Origin of the sequence: Streptomyces sp. V1I1, assembly GCF_030817355.1 — a bacterium.
In the GTDB taxonomy this organism is placed as follows: Bacteria; Actinomycetota; Actinomycetes; order Streptomycetales; family Streptomycetaceae; genus Streptomyces.
Window position 1 is genome coordinate 2,070,049 of the sequence record NZ_JAUSZH010000001.1, and the last position, 21,272, is coordinate 2,091,320.

Annotated in this window: 13 protein-coding genes; 3 read left to right on the forward strand and 10 right to left on the reverse strand. The window is 69.9% G+C overall.

Going from position 1 to position 21,272, the window contains the following annotated elements; genetic code table 11:
• The first annotated feature begins 3 nt into the window (after positions 1-3).
• The 3 genes from QFZ67_RS09930 to QFZ67_RS09940 all read left to right on the forward strand — a co-directional run bounded on the left by QFZ67_RS09930 (position 4) and on the right by QFZ67_RS09940 (position 6,446).
• A complete protein-coding gene (locus tag QFZ67_RS09930) occupies positions 4-4,623 on the forward strand; it encodes an ATP-dependent helicase (RefSeq protein WP_307660735.1) in 4,620 nt (1,539 codons plus the stop codon).
• A gap of 195 nt (positions 4,624-4,818) precedes the next feature.
• A complete protein-coding gene (locus QFZ67_RS09935) occupies positions 4,819-5,640 on the forward strand; it encodes an Fpg/Nei family DNA glycosylase (RefSeq protein WP_307660736.1) in 822 nt (273 codons plus the stop codon).
• 32 nt (positions 5,641-5,672) lie between these two features.
• Positions 5,673-6,446 carry an SDR family NAD(P)-dependent oxidoreductase gene (locus tag QFZ67_RS09940; RefSeq protein ID WP_307660737.1) on the forward strand — a complete coding sequence of 258 codons (774 nt, stop codon included), beginning with the start codon at positions 5,673-5,675 and terminating at the stop codon, positions 6,444-6,446.
• Here QFZ67_RS09940 and QFZ67_RS09945 read toward each other — a convergent pair.
• From QFZ67_RS09945 to QFZ67_RS09990, 10 genes are all read right to left on the reverse strand, one after another.
• Positions 6,394-6,648 (reverse strand): hypothetical protein, encoded by a 255-nt coding sequence (locus tag QFZ67_RS09945; RefSeq protein ID WP_307660738.1) that lies wholly within the window; start codon positions 6,646-6,648, stop codon positions 6,394-6,396. The two genes, QFZ67_RS09940 and QFZ67_RS09945, sit on opposite strands and share 53 nt — an antisense overlap.
• A 147-nt stretch (positions 6,649-6,795) precedes the next feature.
• Entirely contained in the window at positions 6,796-7,266 is a 471-nt protein-coding gene (locus QFZ67_RS09950; RefSeq protein ID WP_307660739.1) for a Dps family protein, read from the reverse strand.
• 154 nt (positions 7,267-7,420) lie between these two features.
• Positions 7,421-7,804, reverse strand: a complete 384-nt coding sequence (locus QFZ67_RS09955; RefSeq protein ID WP_019889909.1) for a helix-turn-helix domain-containing protein — start codon at positions 7,802-7,804, stop codon at positions 7,421-7,423.
• Between the two features lie 109 nt (positions 7,805-7,913).
• Positions 7,914-8,423 carry a CinA family protein gene (locus QFZ67_RS09960; protein ID WP_307660740.1) on the reverse strand — a complete coding sequence of 170 codons (510 nt, stop codon included), beginning with the start codon at positions 8,421-8,423 and terminating at the stop codon, positions 7,914-7,916.
• Positions 8,420-9,127 carry a CDP-diacylglycerol--glycerol-3-phosphate 3-phosphatidyltransferase gene (gene pgsA, locus QFZ67_RS09965; RefSeq protein ID WP_307660741.1) on the reverse strand — a complete coding sequence of 236 codons (708 nt, stop codon included), beginning with the start codon at positions 9,125-9,127 and terminating at the stop codon, positions 8,420-8,422. The genes QFZ67_RS09960 and pgsA overlap by 4 nt, the downstream gene beginning before the upstream one ends.
• Positions 9,124-10,587, reverse strand: a complete 1,464-nt coding sequence (gene rimO, locus QFZ67_RS09970) for a 30S ribosomal protein S12 methylthiotransferase RimO (protein WP_307660742.1) — start codon at positions 10,585-10,587, stop codon at positions 9,124-9,126. Before rimO ends, pgsA begins: the two co-directional genes overlap by 4 nt.
• Before the next feature lie 72 nt (positions 10,588-10,659).
• Positions 10,660-11,526 (reverse strand): helix-turn-helix domain-containing protein, encoded by an 867-nt coding sequence (locus QFZ67_RS09975; RefSeq protein WP_307660743.1) that lies wholly within the window; start codon positions 11,524-11,526, stop codon positions 10,660-10,662.
• A gap of 188 nt (positions 11,527-11,714) precedes the next feature.
• The gene (locus QFZ67_RS09980) at positions 11,715-14,486 is read right to left on the reverse strand and encodes a DNA translocase FtsK (RefSeq protein WP_307660744.1); all 2,772 of its coding nucleotides are present in this window, start codon (positions 14,484-14,486) and stop codon (positions 11,715-11,717) included.
• Positions 14,487-14,623: 137 nt separating this feature from the next.
• Positions 14,624-15,310, reverse strand: coding sequence for a two-component system response regulator (locus QFZ67_RS09985; protein WP_307660745.1), 687 nt, complete (start codon positions 15,308-15,310; stop codon positions 14,624-14,626).
• A gap of 244 nt (positions 15,311-15,554) precedes the next feature.
• Entirely contained in the window at positions 15,555-21,041 is a 5,487-nt protein-coding gene (locus QFZ67_RS09990; protein WP_307660746.1) for a HAMP domain-containing protein, read from the reverse strand.
• Positions 21,042-21,272 lie beyond the last annotated feature (231 nt).

The window sequence follows — 21,272 nt, forward strand, 5'->3', positions numbered from 1 at the left end:
GGCATGGCCAGGACTGCGCTCGACTCCTTCTCTCCCGCGACCCGGAGCTGGTTCACGGGAGCCTTCAGCGCGCCCACCGCCGCGCAGGAGGGGGCCTGGCAGGCCATCGGGGAGGGCTCGGACGTGCTGGTCGTGGCTCCGACGGGCTCCGGCAAGACCCTGGCCGCGTTCCTCGCCGCGCTGGACCGGCTGGCATCCGCCCCACCGCCCGCGGACCCGAAGATGCGCTGCCGCGTGCTGTATGTGTCTCCGCTCAAGGCCCTCGCGGTCGATGTGGAGCGCAACCTCCGCAGTCCGCTCACCGGAATCCGGCAGGAGTCGGTGCGGCTCGGGCTGCCTGAGCCGGAGGTGCGGGTCGGCATCCGCTCGGGCGACACCCCGGCCGCCGAGCGGCGCTCCCTGGCCACCAAGCCGCCGGACATCCTGATCACGACACCCGAGTCGCTGTTCCTGATGCTCACCTCCTCGACCCGCGACGCGCTGGCGGGCATCGAGACGGTGATCCTGGACGAGGTGCACGCCGTCGCGGGGACGAAGCGGGGCGCGCATCTCGCCGTATCGCTCGAGCGCCTCGACGAGCTGCTGCCGCGGCCTGCCCGGCGGATCGGCCTGTCGGCGACGGTGCGGCCGGTGGACGAGGTGGCTCGCTATCTCTCGCCGCAGCGCAAGGTGGAGATCGTCCAGCCGCCCTCGGGCAAGGAGTTCGACCTGTCAGTGGTCGTACCGGTCGAGGATCTGGGCGAATTGGGCGGCTCCCCCGCCTCCGAATCGGACGGCGGAGAGAAGCCGTCGATCTGGCCGCATGTCGAGGAGAAGATCGCCGACCTCGTTCAGGCGCACCGCTCGACGATCGTCTTCGCCAACTCCCGCCGGCTCGCCGAGCGGCTGTGCAACCGCCTCAACGAGATCGCGTACGAGCGTGCCACGGGCCAGGCTATGCCCGAAGGGGCGCCACCGGCCGAGATCATGGCGCAGTCGGGGGCCGCGCAGGGCGCACCGGCCCTCCTCGCCCGCGCGCACCACGGCTCGGTCTCCAAGGAACAGCGCGCCCTGGTCGAAGAAGACCTCAAGGCGGGCCGGCTGCCCGCCGTCGTCGCCACCTCCAGCCTGGAGCTGGGCATCGACATGGGCGCGGTGGATCTGGTCGTCCAGGTCGAGTCACCGCCGTCGGTCGCCTCCGGCCTGCAGCGGGTCGGCCGCGCGGGACACCAGGTGGGCGCGGTCTCCACGGGCGTAGTCTTCCCCAAGTACCGCGGCGATCTCGTGCAGGCGGCAGTGGTCACCGAGCGGATGCGCAGCGGCTCGATCGAAGCGCTGCGCGTCCCGTCCAACCCCCTGGACGTGCTGGCCCAGCAGCTGGTCGCCATGGTCGCCCTGGACACCTGGCAGGTCGACGATCTGCTGGCGCTGGCGCGCCGGGCCGCGCCCTTCGCCTCGCTCCCCGAGTCGGCCTTCACCGCCGTCCTCGACATGCTCGCCGGGCGCTATCCCTCCGATGCCTTCGCCGAGTTGCGCCCGCGCGTGGTGTGGGACCGTGTCGCCGGTACGGTCACGGGCCGGCCGGGGGCGCAGCGCCTCGCGGTCACCTCCGGCGGCACCATCCCCGACCGCGGGCTGTTCGGGGTGTTCCTCGCGGGGGCGGATCCCAAGAAGGGCGGCGGCCGGGTCGGCGAGCTGGACGAGGAGATGGTGTACGAGTCCCGGGTGGGCGATGTCTTCACCCTCGGCACCACCTCCTGGCGTATCGAGGACATCACCCGCGACCGGGTGCTGGTCTCGCCCGCCCCCGGGGTGCCGGGCAGGCTCCCGTTCTGGAAGGGCGACCAGCTGGGCCGCCCGCTCGAACTGGGCCGCGCGGTGGGCGCGTTCCTGCGGGAGGTCGGCGGCCTGAGCACCGAGGACGCCCGGCTGCGCCTGCTGGCTGCCGGCCTCGACGCCTGGGCTGCCGACAATGTCCTCGGCTATCTGGACGAGCAGCGCCGTGCGTGCGGCCATGTCCCCGACGACCGGACGATCCTCGTCGAGCGCTTCCGGGACGAGCTGGGTGACTGGCGGGTCGTCATCCACTCCCCGTTCGGCGCCCAGGTGCACGCCCCGTGGGCGCTGGCGCTCGGCGCCCGGCTCGGCGAGCGGTACGGCATGGACGCGCAGGTCATGCACGCCGACGACGGCATCGTGCTGCGGCTGCCCGACGCCGATCTGATGGGCCTGGACCTGCTCGACCAGGACCCGGTCCACCTCGACACGACGTTCGACAGCGAGCAGGCCCCGGTCGGCGCGGCGGACGCCGTCTTCGACAAGGGCGAGATCAATCAGATCGTCACCGACCAGGTGGGCGGCTCCGCGCTGTTCGCCTCCCGGTTCCGGGAGTGCGCCGCGCGTGCGCTGCTGCTGCCCCGGCGCAATCCCGGCAAGCGCACCCCGCTGTGGCAGCAGCGCCAGCGCGCGGCCCAACTGCTCCAGGTGGCGAGCGAGTTCGGGTCCTTCCCGATCGTCCTCGAAGCGGTCCGCGAGTGCCTCCAGGACGTGTTCGACGTCCCGGGGCTCACGGAGCTGATGGGTGACATCGAGTCCCGCCGGGTCAGGCTGGTCGAGGTCACCACGCCCGAGCCCTCGCCCTTCGCCCGCTCGCTGCTCTTCGGCTATGTCGCGCAGTTCCTGTACGAGGGGGACTCGCCCCTTGCCGAGCGGCGCGCCGCGGCCCTCTCCCTCGACTCCCGGCTGCTCGCCGAGCTGCTCGGCCAGGCAGAGCTGCGCGAACTGCTCGACCCCGAGGTGCTGACCGAGCTGGAGCGGGAGCTGCAATGGCTCACCGAGGACCGCCGGATCAAGGACGAGGAGGGCGTTGCCGACCTGCTGCGGATCCTCGGCCCGCTGACCGACGCCGAGTTGGCCGAGCGCGGCGGCGACCCGGAGTGGCCGCGGGACCTCGCCGCATCGCGCCGCGCCATCCGGGTCAGGATCGCGGGCGCCGACCACTGGGCTGCGGTCGAGGACGCGGGCCGGCTTCGCGACGCGCTGGGCACCGCGCTCCCGGTGGGCGTGCCGGAAGCGTTCACCGAGCCGGTCAAGGACCCGCTCGGCGACCTCCTAGCCCGGTTCGCGCGTACGAACGGGCCGTTCACCTCGACCCAGGCGGCGGCACGCTTCGGCCTCGGCGTGGCCGTCACAGAGGGCGCGCTGCAACGGCTCGCGGCGAGCGGACGGGTCGTCCAGGGCGAGTTCCACCCCTCCGGCATCGGCCAGGAGTGGTGCGACGCGACCGTGCTGCGCCGGCTGCGCCGCCGCTCGCTGGCCGCGCTGCGCCATGAGCTGGAGCCGGTCCCGCCCGCCGCGCTCGCGACGTTCCTCCCGAAGTGGCAGCACATGGGCAGCAACAGCCTGCGCGGCATCGACGGCCTTGCCCGCGCGGTCGAGCAGCTCCAGGGGGCCGCGGTCCCGGCCTCCGCCCTCGAGAAGCTGATCCTCCCGTCCCGCGTCCTTGGGTACGCCCCCGGTCTCCTGGACGAACTGACCACGACCGGCGAGGTCGTCTGGGCAGGAGCGGGCTCGCTGCCCGGCAAGGACGGCTGGATCTCCCTCTACCTCGCCGACGCCGCACCCCTGCTCCTGCCGCAGCCCCATCCGCTGGAGCTCACCGCGCTCCATGAGTCCGTGCTCAGCGCCCTGTCCCCCGGCTACGGCCTGTTCTTCCGTCAGATCGCCGACCAGGTCAGGGCCACCACCCATCCCGACGCCACCGATCCCCAACTGGCCGACGCCGTCTGGGACCTGGCCTGGTCCGGCCGGCTCACCAACGACACCCTGGCGCCGCTGCGTTCGCTGCTGGGCTCGGGCCGGACCGCAGGGTCGACGGCCCATCGAGCCAAACGGACGGTGCCGCGCGGGCGGTACGGCAGCCTCACGGCGGCCGCCCGTCCCGCTTCCCGTACCGGCCCGCCGACGGTGAGCGGGCGCTGGTCACTGCTGCCGACCGCCGAGCCCGACCCGACCCACCGCGCGCACGCCCTCGCCCGCACCCTGCTGGACCGCCATGGCGTGGTGACCCGGGGCGCGGTGGCGGCCGAGGGCGTGGAGGGCGGCTTCTCGGCCACGTACCGCATCCTCTCCGCCTTCGAGGACAGCGGACAGGCGCGGCGCGGCTATGTGGTGGAGGGGCTAGGCGCGGCCCAGTTCGCGATGGACGGCGCGGTCGACCGTCTCCGTGCGGCGGCCACGGCGAGAGACCGGGCCGACGGGCAGACGGCGCCGCACGCCGTGGTGCTGGCCGCCGCCGACCCCGCCAATGCGTACGGCGCGGCGCTGCCCTGGCCCGAGCCGCCGACCGGCGCCGGCCACAAGCCCGGCCGGAAGGCGGGCTCCCTGGTCGTCTTGGTCGACGGCGAGCTCACGATGTACATGGAGCGCGGCGGCAAGACTCTGCTGGCCTGGGCGACCGACCCGGACTCCGCCGCGCTCCACGCGGCGGCCGAGGCGCTGGCACACGCGGCCCGGGCGGGCGCACTCGGCACGGTCACCGTCGAGCGCGCCAACGGCATACCGGCGCTCACCTCGCCGCTGGCCCCCGCCCTGGAGACGGCGGGCTTCCACGCCACCCCCAGAGGCCTACGGCTGCGCCCCTGACGGGCGCCTGCGGCGGGCCTTTGCCCCTCCCCGCCCCTTCCCGCCGTATCGATTTGCGGCTCCGCCGCGTGGGGGCTCCGCCCAGACCCCGGTATGCGACCTTCGGCCGCATGTCCTCAATCTCCCCAGACTTCGTCCGGGGGGTCCCCACGGGCTGAAGGCGCAGCGGCCCCCGCCACCCCCATCATGGATGCCATGCCCGAAGGAGACACCGTCTGGCTGACCGCCAAGCGCCTGCACACTGCCCTCGCCGGGCAGGTCCTCACCCGGTCCGACCTCCGCGTCCCACGCTTCGCGACCGCCGATCTCACCGGCCGGAGCGTCCTGGACGTCACGCCGCGCGGCAAGCACCTGCTCACCCGCATCGAGGGCGGCCTCACCCTCCACTCCCACCTCCGTATGGACGGTTCCTGGCAGGTGTACGGCTCCGGCGAGCGCTGGCGCGGCCCCGCGCACCAGATCCGCGCGATCCTCGGCAACGCCGGCCACACCGCCGTCGGCTACCGCCTCCCCGTCCTGGAGCTGCTGCGCACCGCCGACGAGGCCAAGGCAGTGGGCCATCTCGGCCCAGATCTGCTGGGCCCCGACTGGGACGCGGACACCGCCGTCGCGAACCTCCTCGCCGATCCGGCCCGCCCCCTGGGCGAGGCCCTGCTCGACCAGCGCAACCTCGCCGGCATCGGCAATGTCTACAAGTCGGAGCTGGCCTTCCTGGCCCGTGTGACGCCCTGGCTGCCCGTCGGCGAGCTGCCCGCCGACACCCCTCAGCGGCTCGTCGTCACCGCCCACCGACTCCTCGAAGCGAACAAGCACAGCTTCGACCGCACCACCACGGCCGGGGACCGCCGAAGCGCCACGGCTGGCCGCCGCCCCGGTCCCCGGCTTCATGTCTACGGTCGCGAAGGCCGGCCATGTCTGCGCTGCGGGACCCCGATCCGTAAGGCCGACCAGGGCGACGGCAGCCGCGAACGCCCCACCTACTGGTGCCCGCACTGCCAATCCGGGCCCACTAGTTGACGACCCGTCAGATCCCGTCGTACCGTCCCCGCATGCCCCTCAAGGCGTACGACCTCACCGGCCGCACCGCATTCGTCACCGGCGCGGCCGGCGGCATAGGCCGCGCCTCGGCCGCCCTCCTCGCCGAGGCGGGAGCCACCGTCCACTGCGCCGACATCGACGAGAAGGGCCTCCAGGAGACACGCACCCAGATCGCCGACGCGGGCGGCACGGCGCACACCCACCCCCTCGACGTCACCGACCGCGCCCAGCTCAAGGCCGCGATCGAGCACATCGAGAGCACCGGCCGGCTCGACATCCTGGCCGCCATCGCCGGAATCATGCACAGCAGCCCCGTCCTTGAGACAAGGGACGAGGACCTCGACCGCGTCCTCGCGGTCAACTTCAAAGGGATCTTGTACGCCTGCCAGGAGTCGGCCCGCGCCATGATCGCCACGGGCACCCCCGGCTCCATCGTCACCATGGCCTCCGGCGCCGTGGACGCCGCGAACGCCGGTCTGCTCTGCTACAGCGCGGCCAAAGCTGCAGTCGTCCAGCTCACCAAGACCCTCGCGACCGAACTCGGCCCGCACTCCATCCGCGTCAACGCCGTCGCCCCCGGCTGGATCCGCACCCCCATGACCGACCGCCACGACGCCACGCTCCAGCACAAGGCCGAGGCGGCGATGGTCCGGCTCTCCCCGCTCCGCCGCGTCGGCGAGCCCGAGGACATCGCCCATACGGTCCTTCACCTGGCGTCCGACGCGTCCGCCTTCACGACGGGCCAGATCCTCCGCCCGAACGGCGGCGTCGCGATGCCCTGGTGATCCCACCGCGCGTGCCCCCACGGGACGCCGTGACATGCACCGGCAGCAGGCTGAGCCCCCACCCGCCTGCCGCCACCGCTCCTTCGACCAGCCCCGCCTGCTGCGGCACGAGCACCAGCCGCAGCACGGCCCACCACCACAGCCCGCCGGCCACGAACCCGAGGGCGACCACCGGCACGAGGACGACTCCGCGTACTGCCATGGCTGCCTCCTCCGGCCCACGCTAGACCGGCGCGATCACTCACCGGGAGGGCGCACCGGATGCACACCCCGGCGCGCGGGGCACCGGTCACCTCACTCCAAACAGCCCGCGACCCCCGACCACGTGCCGGGGCCGCAGCGCAAACGCCTAGGGGCTCTCCGCCTGGAACATCCACGCGTGCTTCTCGAGGTCCGCCGTGAGCCCTATCAGCACATCCTGAGTCACCGGATCCGGATCCCCGGTCGCGGCGATCCGCTCCCGCATGCGCCCGATCACCGCGCCGAGCGCGTCCACGAGGGTCTGCACGGCGTCCACGTCCTTGATCAAGCCCTCCGGCACCGCGCCGATCACGCTCTGCGCCGCCACCGTCGCAGCCCGGCCGTCCGGCGTCACCCCGAGCGCCGACGCACGCTCGGCCACCGTGTCGGAGTGCATCCGCGCCGAGTCCACGACCTCGTCGAGCTGGAGATGCACGGACCGGAAGCGGGGCCCGACGACATTCCAGTGGACCTGCTTCGCCACCAGTGAGAGATCCACCAGATCGACGAGAGCGCCCCTCAGCGCATCGCCGACCGTCTTGAGGTCCGACTCGTTCAGAGGGCTCTTCACGACAGACATCGATGTCCTCCACTCGGTTCGCAGATACCCGTCCACCATGGCACAAGTACCGCAAACCGGGCATTCGTCGATAAAGCAAAAGCCCCGGCCCTCCGCCCCGCAGGGGCAGTAGACCGGGGCTCAGCTGCAAACAAGCCGTGCAGAGCCGTACGGATCAGGCGGCGACGACGTCCACCGCCTCCGCAGGCGCCTTGATCGTCACCCGCTCCGTCGGCACACCCGCCACCGACGTCACGGAGACGGAATTGAGCATCGGGCGTACTGGCGCAGGCACTGGCTCACTCGCCGCTGCCGACTCGGCCAGCTCGGCCAACGACAGCTCGTCGCTGACTTCACGCATGAGCTCGGACATCCGTACGTCAAGCGCGTCGCAGATCGCGGAGAGCAGCTCGGAGGAAGCCTCCTTCTGCCCCCGCTCCACCTCGGAGAGATAGCCGAGCGATACTCGGGCGGACGAGGAGACTTCGCGCAGAGTACGGCCCTGGCGCTGGCGCTGCCGACGCAGCACGTCACCAAGCAGGCGACGGAGCAGAATCATCGGTGGCTCCCTCCTCGGTCCGCGTAGCCGCATCCTTCACGCCCCACCGTACCGCCTCGTGCCGCGGCCGTGCGGGGAGCGATGTCGTGTTCACTCAGGGCTGCAAACATCAAGTCCCCCCGTTCTGTTCCGTATCCTGTGTCCGCGCATTTTCGTGCAGTTCGCCGGAGAGCAACTCGAGCACGCTCCGTACACTCTCTCTACGGATTTCCGCCCGGCCACCGTTCAACCGCAACTCGGCCACTTTCCCGGCGCCGCCCGGCCCCGCGACGGCCAGATAGACCGTCCCGACGGGCTGCCCGTCCTGTGGTTCCGGCCCGGCCACACCCGTGGTCGCGATGCCCCAGCCGGCGCCCAGCGCCTGCCGTACCCCGGCCGCCATCTGCCGTGCGACCTCGGGATCCACCGCGCCGCGCTCCGCCAGGAGGGTCCCGTCGACGCCGAGAACATCCCTCTTGAGAGTGGTTGCGTACGCCGTGACGGACCCGCGGAAGGACTTCGAGGCACCTGGTACGGAAGTGAGCTCGGCGGCCACCAGGCCGCCGGTCAGCGACTCGGCGACGGCCAGCGTCTCGCCACGTTCCGCAAGCAACGCCAGCACCCGAGCCGCGGTCTTCACCGCTTTTCTCCTGCGTTTCCAGCACTCCCGGCGTTGCTCCCCGCCTCGTCGGCCGCCGCCGCCCGCTGGGCGGCCAGTCCCCTGCGCCTCAGCACGATCGCCTGTCGCACATAGTCCAGACCGGTGACCACCGTCAGCACGACGGCCAGCGCCATCACCCAGAAGCGCAGGGTGGCCAGCGGACCGGTCAGCGCCAGGACGTACATCCCGACCGCCGTGCCCTGCGCGAGGGTCTTCATCTTGCCGCCGCGACTGGCCGGAATGACCCCGTGCCGGATCACCCAGAACCGCATCAGCGTGATCCCGAGCTCACGGAAGAGAATGACCCCGGTCACCCACCACGGCAGATCCCCGAGCGCCGACAGACAGATCAGCCCGGCAGCCATGATCGCCTTGTCGGCGATCGGGTCGGCGATCTTCCCGAAGTCGGTGACCAGGTTGTACGTACGCGCCAGATGGCCGTCGAAGATGTCGGTGATCATGGCGACTGCGAACGCCGCCCACGCCCAGGCCCGCCAGGCCGGGTCGTATCCGCCGTCCTGCAGCATCAGCATGACGAAGCCGGGCACGAGCACCAGGCGGATCATGGTCAGGATGTTGGCGATGTTCCAGAGGCTGGCCTGATTGACGGCCGCAGCGCCCAGCTTGCCGCCGGGCGCGGGCCTGCCGGTGCCGCCCCCCGCGGATGCCGGCACTCCGGTCATGTGCCAACCTCCTCAAGACATTCGGCCACCAGGTCGACGCCTTCCGTACCCACGGCCTTTGCCACGACGATACGACCGGGCACGAGCCCCTCGCTCGAAGTGAAGACCACCTGCCCGTCCGTCTCCGGCGCCTGGTGCGCCGCACGGCCCACCGCACCGTCCTCGCCGTCCACGGACTCGACCAGCACCTCAAGGGCCTCGCCGAGCCGCTCCTCGGCGCGCTGCGCGGTCAGCTCCTCCGCGAGCCGCGACAGATACTCAAGACGCTCGGCGATCACGTCGGCGTCCAGCTTGTTGTCGTACGAGACGGCCTCCGTGCCGTCCTCGTCGGAGTAGCCGAAGACGCCGATGGCATCCAGGCGCGCATCGGTGAGGAAGCTTTCCAGCTCGGCGAAGTCCGCCTCGGTCTCGCCGGGGAAGCCGACGATGAAGTTGGACCGCACACCCGCCTGCGGGGCCTTGCCGCGGATGGTCGCCAGCAGCTCCAAGAACCGCTCGGTGTCGCCGAAGCGCCGCATCGCGCGCAGCACACCCGGCGCGGAGTGCTGGAAGGACAGGTCGAAGTACGGAGCGATCTTCGGCGTCGAGGTGAGGACGTCGATCAGCCCGGGCCGCATCTCGGCGGGCTGCAGATAGCTGACCCGCACCCGCTCGATGCCGTCGATCTCGGCCAGCTCCGGCAGCAGGGTCTCCAGGAGACGGATGTCGCCGAGGTCCTTGCCGTACGAGGTGTTGTTCTCGGAGACCAGCATGACCTCCTTCACGCCCTGCTCGGCCAGCCAGCGCGTCTCGCCGAGCACATCGCTGGGCCGCCGCGAGATGAACGAGCCGCGGAAGGACGGAATGGCGCAGAAGGAGCAGCGCCGGTCGCAGCCGGATGCGAGCTTCACGGAGGCGACGGGGCTGGTGCCGAGGCGGCGGCGCAGGGGCGCCCGCGGCCCGGACACCGGTGCGACCCCCTCCGGCAGATCCTCGGGGGCGGGCGCGATGTCACCGTGGCCGGGCAGCGCCACATCGGACGCCTCCTGCCGTTCGACCGGGCTCAGCGGCAGCAGCTTGCGGCGGTCGCGCGGAGTGTGCGAGGCGTGGATGCCGCCGTTCAGGATGGTCTGAAGGCGGTCGGAGATGTCGGCGTAGTCGTCGAAGCCGAGCACGCCGTCCGCCTCGGGCAGCGCTTCGGCCAGCTCCTTGCCGTACCGCTCGGCCATGCAGCCGACCGCGACCACGGCCTGGGTCTTGCCGTGGTCCTTGAGATCGTTGGCTTCGAGCAGGGCGTCGACGGAGTCCTTCTTGGCGGCCTCGACGAACCCGCAGGTGTTGACGACTGCGACATCCGCATCGGCGGCTTCCTCGACGAGCTCCCAGCCGTCCGCTGCCAAGCGGCCTGCGAGCTCCTCCGAGTCCACCTCGTTACGGGCGCAGCCAAGAGTGACAAGGGCGACGGTACGGCGTTCGGGCATGGGCTCAAGACTACTTTGTCCTGACCCACGCCCTGGCCCCGAGGGTTCCCGGGGCCCCGCAGCCCATCTGGGCTAGCCGACCTCGGGGTCGCCCTTCGTGTACGACAGCCGCTCGACCTGGCCCGCCTCGAACTGGTCCTCGACCTTCTTGCCGTTCACGAACAGCTCGATCGCCCCGGCGTTCCCGAGGATCAGATCAACCCGCTCGTCGTCCTGGAAGGTCTTGGACTCGCCCTTGAGCAGCAGCCCGTCGAAGAGCAGCTTGCCGTTGTGCGACTTGGCCGAGATCCAGCTCTTGTCGTCCAGGGCGGAGAGCTTCACCGTCACCTTGTCCTTCGGCACCGCCGCGATGGCGCTGTCCGACGGGTCGGGCTTCGGTGGGGCGGGCTTGCTCGTGGACGGATCAGCCGGGCTCGGCTTCTGCTCGGACGCCGACCCCTCGGCCACGTTGCTGCCCTTGCCGCCGTCCTCGCCGCTGAAGAGCGTGAAGCCGACGAAGCCGATCACGGCGACGATCGCGGCGACCATGGCGGCCGTCCAGTTGGGGCGGCGCGCATCGGGACGGATGCGCTCGGCCTCGAAGAGCGGCGCGGCAGGTGTCGGCGAAGGACGTCCGCCGTGCTCCGCGTCGTACTGCGCGACGAGCGGATCGGGATCGAGGCCGACGGCACGCGCAACCGTGCGGATATGACCGCGCGCGTAGACATCGCCGCCACAGCGGGAGAAGTCGTCCTGCTCGATCGCTTGCACGATCGGGATGCGCACCCGGGTGGAGGAACTGACTTCGTCAACGGTCAGACCTGCGGCGATGCGGGCTTGCTGGAGCGCATGACCGATCGAAGGCCGGTCATCTTCGTTCGAAGACCGGTCGTCTTCAAGCGAAGGCTGGTCGTCGTCGATTGAAGGCCGGTCGTCTTCGGGGGAGTTGCCGATGGACACGGGGGCGCCTTTCGAGCGTGTAGCCACCTGCTGGAGGTTCAGTCTATGGGTGGAACGAAAGGGTGGGGCAACCGGGCGAGGGACTTTGTACGCCAACAGAATGGCCGGTCATCCTGATGGTGGGACATCTGACTGTCCCTCCCTCCAACTTGACGTACGACTGAGGGAAACGGTTGCTCTCCAAACCCTTACGAATGAGACTCCCCGCGGATCACGGCAAGCACTCCATCGAGTTCATCCGGTTTCACCAGGACATCGCGCGCCTTGGAGCCCTCGCTCGGCCCGACGATGTTCCGTGACTCCATCAGATCCATCAGCCGACCCGCCTTCGCGAAGCCCACGCGCAGCTTGCGCTGGAGCATCGACGTCGACCCGAACTGGGTGGATACCACCAGCTCAGCGGCCTGACAGAGCAGATCGAGGTCGTCGCCGATGTCCTCGTCGATCTCCTTCTTCTGCTTCGTGCCGACCACGACGTCCTCCCGGAAGACCGGGGCCATCTGATCCTTGCAGTGCTGGACGACTACCGCGACCTCGTCCTCGGTGACGAAGGCGCCCTGCATACGGGTCGGCTTGTTCGCACCCATCGGGAGGAACAGGCCGTCGCCCTTGCCGATCAGCTTCTCCGCACCCGGCTGGTCGAGGATGACCCGGCTGTCGGCGAGCGAGGAGGTCGCGAAGGCGAGCCGCGAGGGCACATTCGCCTTGATCAGACCGGTGACGACGTCGACCGATGGCCGCTGGGTCGCCAGTACCAGATGGATGCCGGCGGCGCGCGCCAGCTGGGTGATCCGGACGATGGCGTCCTCGACGTCGCGCGGCGCCACCATCATCAGGTCGGCGAGCTCGTCCACGATGACCAGCAGATACGGGTAGGGGGTGAGCTCGCGCTCGCTCCCCTCCGGCGGCTTGACCTTGCCGTTCCGGATGGCCTGGTTGAAGTCGTCGATGTGCCGGTAGCCGTACGCCGCGAGGTCGTCGTAGCGCAGATCCATCTCCCGCACGACCCACTGCAGCGCCTCGGCGGCCCGCTTGGGGTTGGTGATGATCGGGGTGATCAGGTGCGGAATGCCTTCGTAAGCGGTGAGCTCGACCCGCTTGGGGTCGACGAGCACCATCCGTACGTCCTCCGGCGTCGCCCGCACCATCACCGAGGTGATCAGGCAGTTGATACAGGAGGACTTGCCGGAGCCGGTCGCGCCCGCGACCAGGACATGCGGCATCTTCGCCAGGTTGGCCATCACGTAGCCGCCCTCGACGTCCTTGCCGAGCGCGACCAGCATCGGGTGCTCGTCCCCCGCCGCGTCAGCGAGGCGCAGTACATCGCCGAGGTTGACCATCTCGCGGTCGGAGTTCGGGATCTCGATGCCGACCGCGGACTTGCCGGGGATCGGGGAGATGATCCGTACGTCGGGGCTGGCGACGGCGTACGCGATGTTCTTGGTGAGGGCAGTGATCCGCTCGACCTTCACGGCCGGGCCCAGCTCCACCTCGTACCGGGTGACCGTCGGGCCGCGGGTGAAGCCGGTGACGGCCGCGTCGACCTTGAACTCCATGAAGACATTGCTGAGCGAGGCGACGACCGCGTCATTGGCGGCGCTGCGCGTCTTGCCGGGGCCGCCGCGCTCCAGCAGGTCCAGCGAGGGCAGGGCGTAGGTGATGTCGCCGGAGAGCTGGAGCTGCTCGGCGCGCGGCGGCAGGGGCTGGGACTCGTCGGGTACCGGCGCGGACTTGGTCAGATCCGGTACGGACGCCTTCGATCCGCTCTCCTTCGTCCCGGGCTCCTCGGGCTCTCGCGCGCTCGGCACGGGGCTGGCGGCCCGCTGCCGTTCGGCGGTGACGTCCCGGGTGAGGTCGGCGACGAGCGGCGACGGCGGCATGCCGTTCAGTACGGCTCCGTCGAGCGCCGCGGCCGCCGCCGCTGCCACATCCACCGCGTCCATCGGACGGTCCATGGCTGGCTGCACGGAGGCCCTGCGCGGCCGCCTGCGCTTGGAGAGCGCTGCCTCCTCGGCAGGGTCCGGGTCGAAGTCCGCGGGCGCTTCGCCCCGGCGCGCGGACGAGCGGCGCGCCCGCCCGGGGACGGCATCGCGCCACTGGTCCTCGTACCGCTCGTCGTCCTCGCCGGCCTCGCGGTCCGCCCCCGGCTCGTACGCCGGCTCGACGATGCCCAGCTTGGAGCCGAGCAGCCGCAGCCGCTGCGGAATGGCGTTGACGGGCGTCGCGGTGACCACGAGCAGGCCGAAGAGCGTGAGCAGCACGAGCAGCGGTACTGCGAGGACCTCGCCCATGGTGAAGATCAGCGGCTTGGACGCGGCCCAGCCGATCAGCCCGCCCGCGTCCTGCATCGCCTCGGTGCCCTCCCCGCGGCCGGGAGAGCCGCAGGCGATGTGGACCTGCCCGAGCACGCCGACGACGAGCGCGGACAGACCGATCACGATCCGGCCGTTGGCCTCTGGCTTCTCGGGATAGAGGATCAGACGTACGGCGATCACGCCCAGCAGTAGCGGCGCGAGCAGATCGAGCCGGCCGAACGCGCCGGTCACCAGCATCTCGACGAGATCGCCGACCGGGCCGCGCAGATTGGACCAGGTACCGGCGGCGACGACCAGCGCCACGCCGAGGAGCAGCAGCGCAAGGCCGTCCTTGCGGTGGGCCGGGTCGAGCCCCTTCGCTCCCCGTCCTATGCCACGGAACAGAGCGCCCACAGTGTGTGCCAGACCGAGCCAGAGGGCGCGCGCGAGGCGGTACACGCCCCCCGTGGGGGACGGCGCGGGCTTGGGCGCAGCCTTCTTCGCCGCCGCCTTCCTGGCGGGCGCTTTTTTCGCGGGTGCGGTCTTCTTGGCGGCAGCTTTCTTGGCGGGCGCCGCCTTCTTCGCGGCGCCGGTCGTACGGCCGGCGCGCGGCTTCGCGGTGCCCGCCGCGCCCTGGGAACCCTTGCCGGACGTGCGTGAGGCCATGGTGGTGAGGTTACCGGTGTCGACGGCAGCGGACACGTGTGCCCACTGCTTCACTCGTTCGTGTCGTGCCAGTAGGTGCGGAAAGCTGACGCCCTGGTGGCGGGAAGCTGACGCTCCATCAAGCCCCGGGCGGCCGTTCAGCTCTGCGAAGGCAGCGACGGCGTACCGCCGCCGGTACCCGGCTCCAGCGCGTCGAGCGCCCGGCGCAAACCGGTGAGTTTGCGCTCGAGATGGGCCGCGGTGGCGACTGCGGCGGCGTCCGCCGAGTCGTCGTCAAGCTGTTTGGACAGCGCTTCCGCCTGCTCCTCAACTGCCGCGAGCCGCGCGGAAAGCTCGGCGAGCAGCCCCGCGGGCTCCTTGCTGTCGCCCGCGCTCGCATGCCCGCCGCCGCCCTCCAGCTGGAGCCGCAGGAGCGCGGCCTGCTCACGCAGTTGACAGTTCTTCATGTACAGCTCGACGAAGACCGAGACCTTGGCGCGCAGCACCCAGGGGTCGAACGGCTTGGAGATGTAGTCGACCGCGCCCGCGGCGTAACCCCGGAAGGTGTGGTGCGGGCCGTGGTTGATCGCGGTGAGGAAGATGATCGGGATGTCCCGGGTCCGTTCCCGTCGCTTGATGTGCGCGGCCGTCTCGAATCCGTCCATACCGGGCATCTGGACATCCAGCAGAATGACCGCGAAGTCGTCCGTCAGCAGCGCTTTGAGCGCTTCCTCCCCGGACGATGCCCGCACCAGTGTCTGATCGAGCGCAGAGAGGATGGCCTCCAGCGCCAGCAGATTCTCCGGCCGGTCATCGACCAGGAGGATCTTGGCCTTCTGCACCATGGCCCGCCCTCCTCGCCCCGGATGTGCACCGGGCGCCGCCCCAGGGGACGACTCTCTTGCGTCGCCCGTCCTTGTGCCGGTCATGGTAGCCGCACCCTGCCTGTCGCCACACCCTGTCACCGTGATGTCACTGTGCACGTAGCAGAAACGTAGCGGGAGACCAGAAGGTTCCCCGAATACCGCCGTCTCACACGCCTTCGGCCACAGTCAGTCAGCAACTCGCACAGAACCGGGCAGGCGTCGCTCACTCCCCGCGCATCCATTGCTCCATCACCGAGAGCAAATGGTCGGGATCCACCGGCTTGGTGACATAGTCGGAAGCGCCCGACTCAATGGCCTTCTCCCGGTCGCCCTTCATCGCCTTGGCGGTCAGCGCGATGATCGGCAGACCGGCGAACTGCGGCATCCTGCGGATCGCGGTCGTCGTCGCGTACCCGTCCATTTCCGGCATCATGATGTCCATCAGCACGACCGTCACATCGTCGTGCTGCTCCAGGACTTCGATGCCCTCACGGCCATTCTCCGCGTACAGCACCGAGAGCCCGTGCTGCTCCAGCACGCTGGTGAGCGCGAAGACATTGCGGATGTCGTCGTCGACGATCAGTACCTTCTCGCCGTCGAATGCGAAGGTGCGCCGCTCCTCCGGCGCCTCCTGGCCGGCGTTCGCCCCGGCCCACTGCTCCGCGCCCACCGACGCACCGCCCACCTGGCCGGGCAGCGCGCGCCGCTGGTCCATCGAGCCCAGCGCCTTGCGCCGCCGCCGGAACAGCGCGGCCGGGCCGGCGTGGGCGTCCGCAGGCGCGGGCGCATCGTGCCGCGCCTGCGGGAGCCCGTTCTGAGATGCGTCCTCGGCGATGTCGGCCTGCTGGCCGGAGGCGCCGGGGGCGAGCTGCGGGTAACCCTGCGGCGGCAGTTCGCTGGGGTGAAGGGGCAAGTAAAGGGTGAACGTCGAGCCGCGGCCCGGTTCGCTCGCCGCATGGATCTCGCCGCCCAGCAGCCGGGCGATCTCGCGGCTGATGGACAGTCCGAGGCCCGTACCGCCGTACTTCCGGCTGGTCGTGCCATCGGCCTGCTTGAACGCTTCGAAGATGACGCGCATCTTGCCGGCCGCGATCCCGATCCCGGTGTCCGTGACCGAGAAGGCGATCAGATCTCCGTCCGCGTCCCGCAGCGAGCCCGCCTCCAGCAGCTGCTCGCGGATCGACTGAGGCACATCGGCGCTCGCGGGCCGGATCACCAGCTCCACCGCGCCGCTGTCGGTGAACTTCACCGCGTTGGACAGGAGGTTGCGCAACACCTGCAGCAGCCGCTGCTCGTCGGTGTGCAGCGTCGCGGGCAGCTCCGGCGACACCCGTACGGAGAAGTCGAGACCCTTCTCCGCGGTCAGCGGCCGGAAGGTCGCCTCCACATAGTCGACGAGCTGAACCAGCGCGATACGGGTCGGACTGACGTCCATCTTGCCCGCCTCGACCTTCGACAGGTCGAGGATGTCGTTGATCAGCTGGAGCAGGTCGGAGCCAGCCCCGTGAATCGTTTCGGCGAACTCCACCTGCTTCGGCGAGAGGTTCCCCTCCGCGTTGTCCGCGAGCAGCTTGGCAAGGATCAGCAGGGAGTTGAGCGGCGTACGCAGCTCGTGCGACATGTTCGCCAGGAACTCCGACTTGTAGCGCATCGAGACCGCGAGCTGCTCGGCACGCTCCTCGAGCACCTGCCTCGCCTCTTCGATCTCAGTGTTCTTCACCTCGATGTCGCGGTTCTGCTGCGCCAGCAGCTCCGCCTTCTCCTCCAGTTCGGCGTTGGAGGCCTGCAGCGCCTTCTGCCGGTTCTCCAGCTCGGCCGAGCGCTCACGCAGCTGCTCCGTCAGCTCCTGCGACTGCTTGAGCAGCACCTCGGTCTTCGTGTTGACGCTGATGGTGTTGACGCTCGTCGCGATCATCTCGGCGATCTGGTTGAGGAAGTCCCGCTGGATCTGCGTGAACGGCTGGAAAGACGCCAGCTCGATCACACCGAGGACCTTCCCCTCGAAGAGCACCGGCAGCACGATCACATACGCGGGCGATGCCTCGCCGAGACCGGAGGAGATCCGCAGATAGCCCGGCGGCACATTGACCTGGATGGTCCGCTTCTCCTCGGCCGCGGTGCCGATCAGCGTCTCGCCGGGCCGGAAGGATGTCGGCATCAGACCGGCGGAGTAGCCGTAACTGCCGCGCATGCACAGCTCGTACGACATCTCCCCGCCCGGCGAAACGTCCGAGCCGCCGCCCGTCGGCATCGCCAGGAAGAACGCGCCGTGCTGCGCCGAGACGACCGGAGTGAGCTCGCTCATGATCAGCGAGGCCACGTCGTCCAGGTCGCGCCGGCCCTGCATCAGACCGGAGATACGGGCCAGGTTGCCCTTGAGCCAGTCCTGCTCCTCGTTGGCGAGGGTGGTGTCGCGGAGGTTCGCGATCATCGTGTTGATGTTGTCCTGCAGCACCTGGATCTCGCCGGCCGCGTCCACATCGATCTTGAGGTTCAGATCGCCGCGGGTCACCGCGGTCGCGACGGCCGCGATCGCGCGCACCTGACGGGTGAGGTTCCCGGCCATCTCGTTCACCGACTCGGTGAGGTCGCGCCAGGTTCCGTCGACGTCCCGCACCCGGGCCTGACCGCCCAACTGCCCGTCCGTGCCCACCTCGCGGGCGACCCGGGTGACCTCCTCGGCGAACGACGACAGCTGGTCCACCATCGTGTTGATGGTGGTCTTCAGCTCGAGGATCTCGCCCCGCGCATCGATGTCGATCTTCCTGGTGAGATCGCCCTTGGCGATGGCGGTGGTGACCGTGGCAATCTGCCGCACCTGGCCGGTCAGATTGGACGCCATCGAGTTCACGGACTCGGTGAGGTCCTTCCACGTACCGGAAACCCCCGGCACATGCGCCTGGCCGCCCAGCTCGCCCTCGGTGCCCACCTCGCGGGCCACACGGGTCACCTCGTCGGCGAACGACGACAGCGTCGTCACCATCGTGTTGACGGTCTCGGCCAGCTCCGCGACCTCGCCGCGCGCCTCGACCGTCACCTTCTTCGTCAGATCGCCGTTGGCGACCGCCGCGGAGACCCGCGCGATGTTGCGCACCTGATTGGTCAGGTTGTTGGCCATCAGGTTGACGTTGTCGCTGAGGTCCTTCCAGATGCCGGTGACACCACGCACCCGTGCCTGACCGCCCAGTACACCTTCCGTACCCACCTCACGGGCGACCCTGGTCACCTCGTCGGCGAAGTCCAGCAGCTGGTCCACCATCGTGTTGACCGTCGTCACCAGTTCGAGGATCTCGCCCTTGGCGTCAACGGTGATCTTCTTCGACAGGTCGCCCTTGGCGACCGCCGTCGTCACCTCGGCGATATTGCGGACCTGCGACGTCAGGTTGTTGGCCATGAAGTTGACGGACTGTGTGAGGTCCTTCCAGGTTCCGGAGACGCCCTGGACCTCGGCCTGGCCGCCCAGGATGCCCTCGGTGCCCACCTCGCGCGCCACCCTGGTCACCTGCTCGGCGAAGTTCGAGAGCTGGTCCACCATCGTGTTGAGGGTGTTCTTCAGCTCCAGGATCTCGCCGCGCGCATCCACGTCGATCTTCTGCGACAGGTCACCACGGGCCACCGCGGTGGCGACCTGCGCGATGTTACGGACCTGGCCGGTGAGGTTCTCCGCCATGCCGTTCACGGAATCGGTCAGATCGCGCCACACACCGGCGACGCCGGGCACCTGCGCCTGCCCGCCAAGCCGGCCGTCCGTACCCACCTCACGCGCGACCCGCGTCACCTGCTCGGCGAAGGCGGAAAGCTGGTCGACCATCGTGTTGATGGTGTTCTTCAGCTCCAGGATCTCGCCGCGCGCATCCACGTCGATCTTCTGCGACAGGTCACCACGGGCCACCGCAGTCGTCACCTGCGCGATCTGCCGCACCTGCGAAGTCAGGTTCCCCGCCATGAAGTTGACGGAGTCGGTCAGTTCCTTCCACGTACCGCTGACGCCGTCGACACGCGCCTGGCCGCCCAGGCGGCCCTCCGTGCCCACGTCCCGCGCCATCCGCGTGACCTGATCGGCGAACGAGGAGAGCTGCGCCACCATCGTGTTGACGGTGTTCTTCAACTCCAGCATCTCGCCCGCGACATCGACCGTGACCTTCTGCGACAGATCGCCATTGGCGACCGCCGTCGTCACCTGCGCGATGTCCCGCACCTGGCCGGTGAGGTTACGGAACGCGGTGTTCACCGAGTCCGTCAGGTCCTTCCAGGTCCCCGCCGCGCCCGGCACCTCCGCCTGCCCGCCGAGCCGGCCCTCGACGCCGACCTCACGGGCCACCCGCGTCACCTCGGAACCGAAAGACTGCAGCTGGTCCACCATCGTGTTGACGGTGTTCTTCAACTCCAGCATCTCGCCCGCGACATCGACCGTGACCTTCTGCGACAGATCGCCATTGGCGACCGCCGTCGTCACCTGCGCGATGTCCCGCACCTGGGTGGTCAGGTTGCGGAAGACGGTGTTCACCGAATCGGTGAGGTCCTTCCAGGTCCCGGCGGCTCCCGGCACCTGCGCCTGGCCGCCGAGCAGACCCTCGGCCCCGACCTCGCTCGCCACACGGGTGACCTCGTCCGCGAACGTACGCAGCGTCTCGGTCATCTGATTGATGGTCTCGGCGAGTTGGGCCACCTCACCGCGCGCGCTCACCGTGACCTTCTGCGACAGATCACCGTTGGCGACCGCGGTCGTCACCTCGGCGATACCGCGCACCTGCGAGGTCAGATTGCCGGCCATGGTGTTCACCGAATCGGTGAGGTCCTTCCACACACCGGCCACACCGGGCACCGCCGCCTGCCCGCCCAGCTCGCCCTCCGTGCCGACCTCCCGGGCGACCCGGGTCACCTCGGAGGAGAAGGAGGACAGCTGGTCCACCATCGTGTTGACGGTGTTCTTCAGCTGAAGCATCTCACCGGCCACATGGACGGTGACCTTGCGTGACAGATCGCCCTTGGCGACCGCCGTGGTGACGAGAGCAATGTCACGTACCTGAGCGGTCAATCGGTACGCCATCGTGTTGACCGAATCCGTGAGATCCTTCCACGAACCGGACATACCGCGCACCTGCGCCTGGCCGCCGAGTTTGCCCTCGGTACCGACCTCCAGCGCCACCCGGGTCACCTCGTCGGTGAACGCCGACAGCTGGTCGACCAGGCTGTTGACCGTACGCGCGACCTTCAGGAATTCGCCGCGCAGCGGCCGTACCGCCGCATCCGCCCCCTCCACGGAGTGCGAGCGCAGCTCCATGCGCTGCTCCAGGTCGCCCTCTGCGACGGCAGAGAGCACCCGTCCCACCTCGGACACCGGCCGCGCCAGATCGTCCACCAGAGCGTTCGAAGCGTCGATGGCGGCCGCCCAGGAGCCCTCGCAGGCCCCTGTCTCCAGCCGCTCGGTCAGCTTCCCCTCGCGCCCGACCATCCTGCGTACGCGCGCGAGCTCACCCGTAAGGTGGAGATTACGGTCCGCAACCTCGTTGAAGACGGCCGCGATCTCCGCCATCACGCCGTCGCCCGACACGGTCAGACGCCGGCGGAAATTGCCGTCCCGCATCGACACCAGAGCCGCAAGCAGCCTGTTCAGAGCCGCCGTATCCACTTCGGTTGTCCCATTGCTCCGGGACCGTCCGCCTTTCGCGCGCGTATTCTTGCCACGCGCCGCCACGCCAGACTCCACCGTGTCCCTCCCGCAGGGGTTGACCGTTCTGCCCAGACTGTCCAAGGACAGCCTGCCCAGTGTTTCACCATGGCCGAACCAGGCCATAACAGTTCGGCAGCTTCGCATAGCGTCCCCGCCCCCAGTGGGCGGAAACAGCGGCGACCGGCATCCGCTCGGACAGCGAAGGTAAGTAACCTGGCATCCGGCTGTCCAACCGCCCCGGTCCGCCCGGCGGGGGCGGCGTGGCGC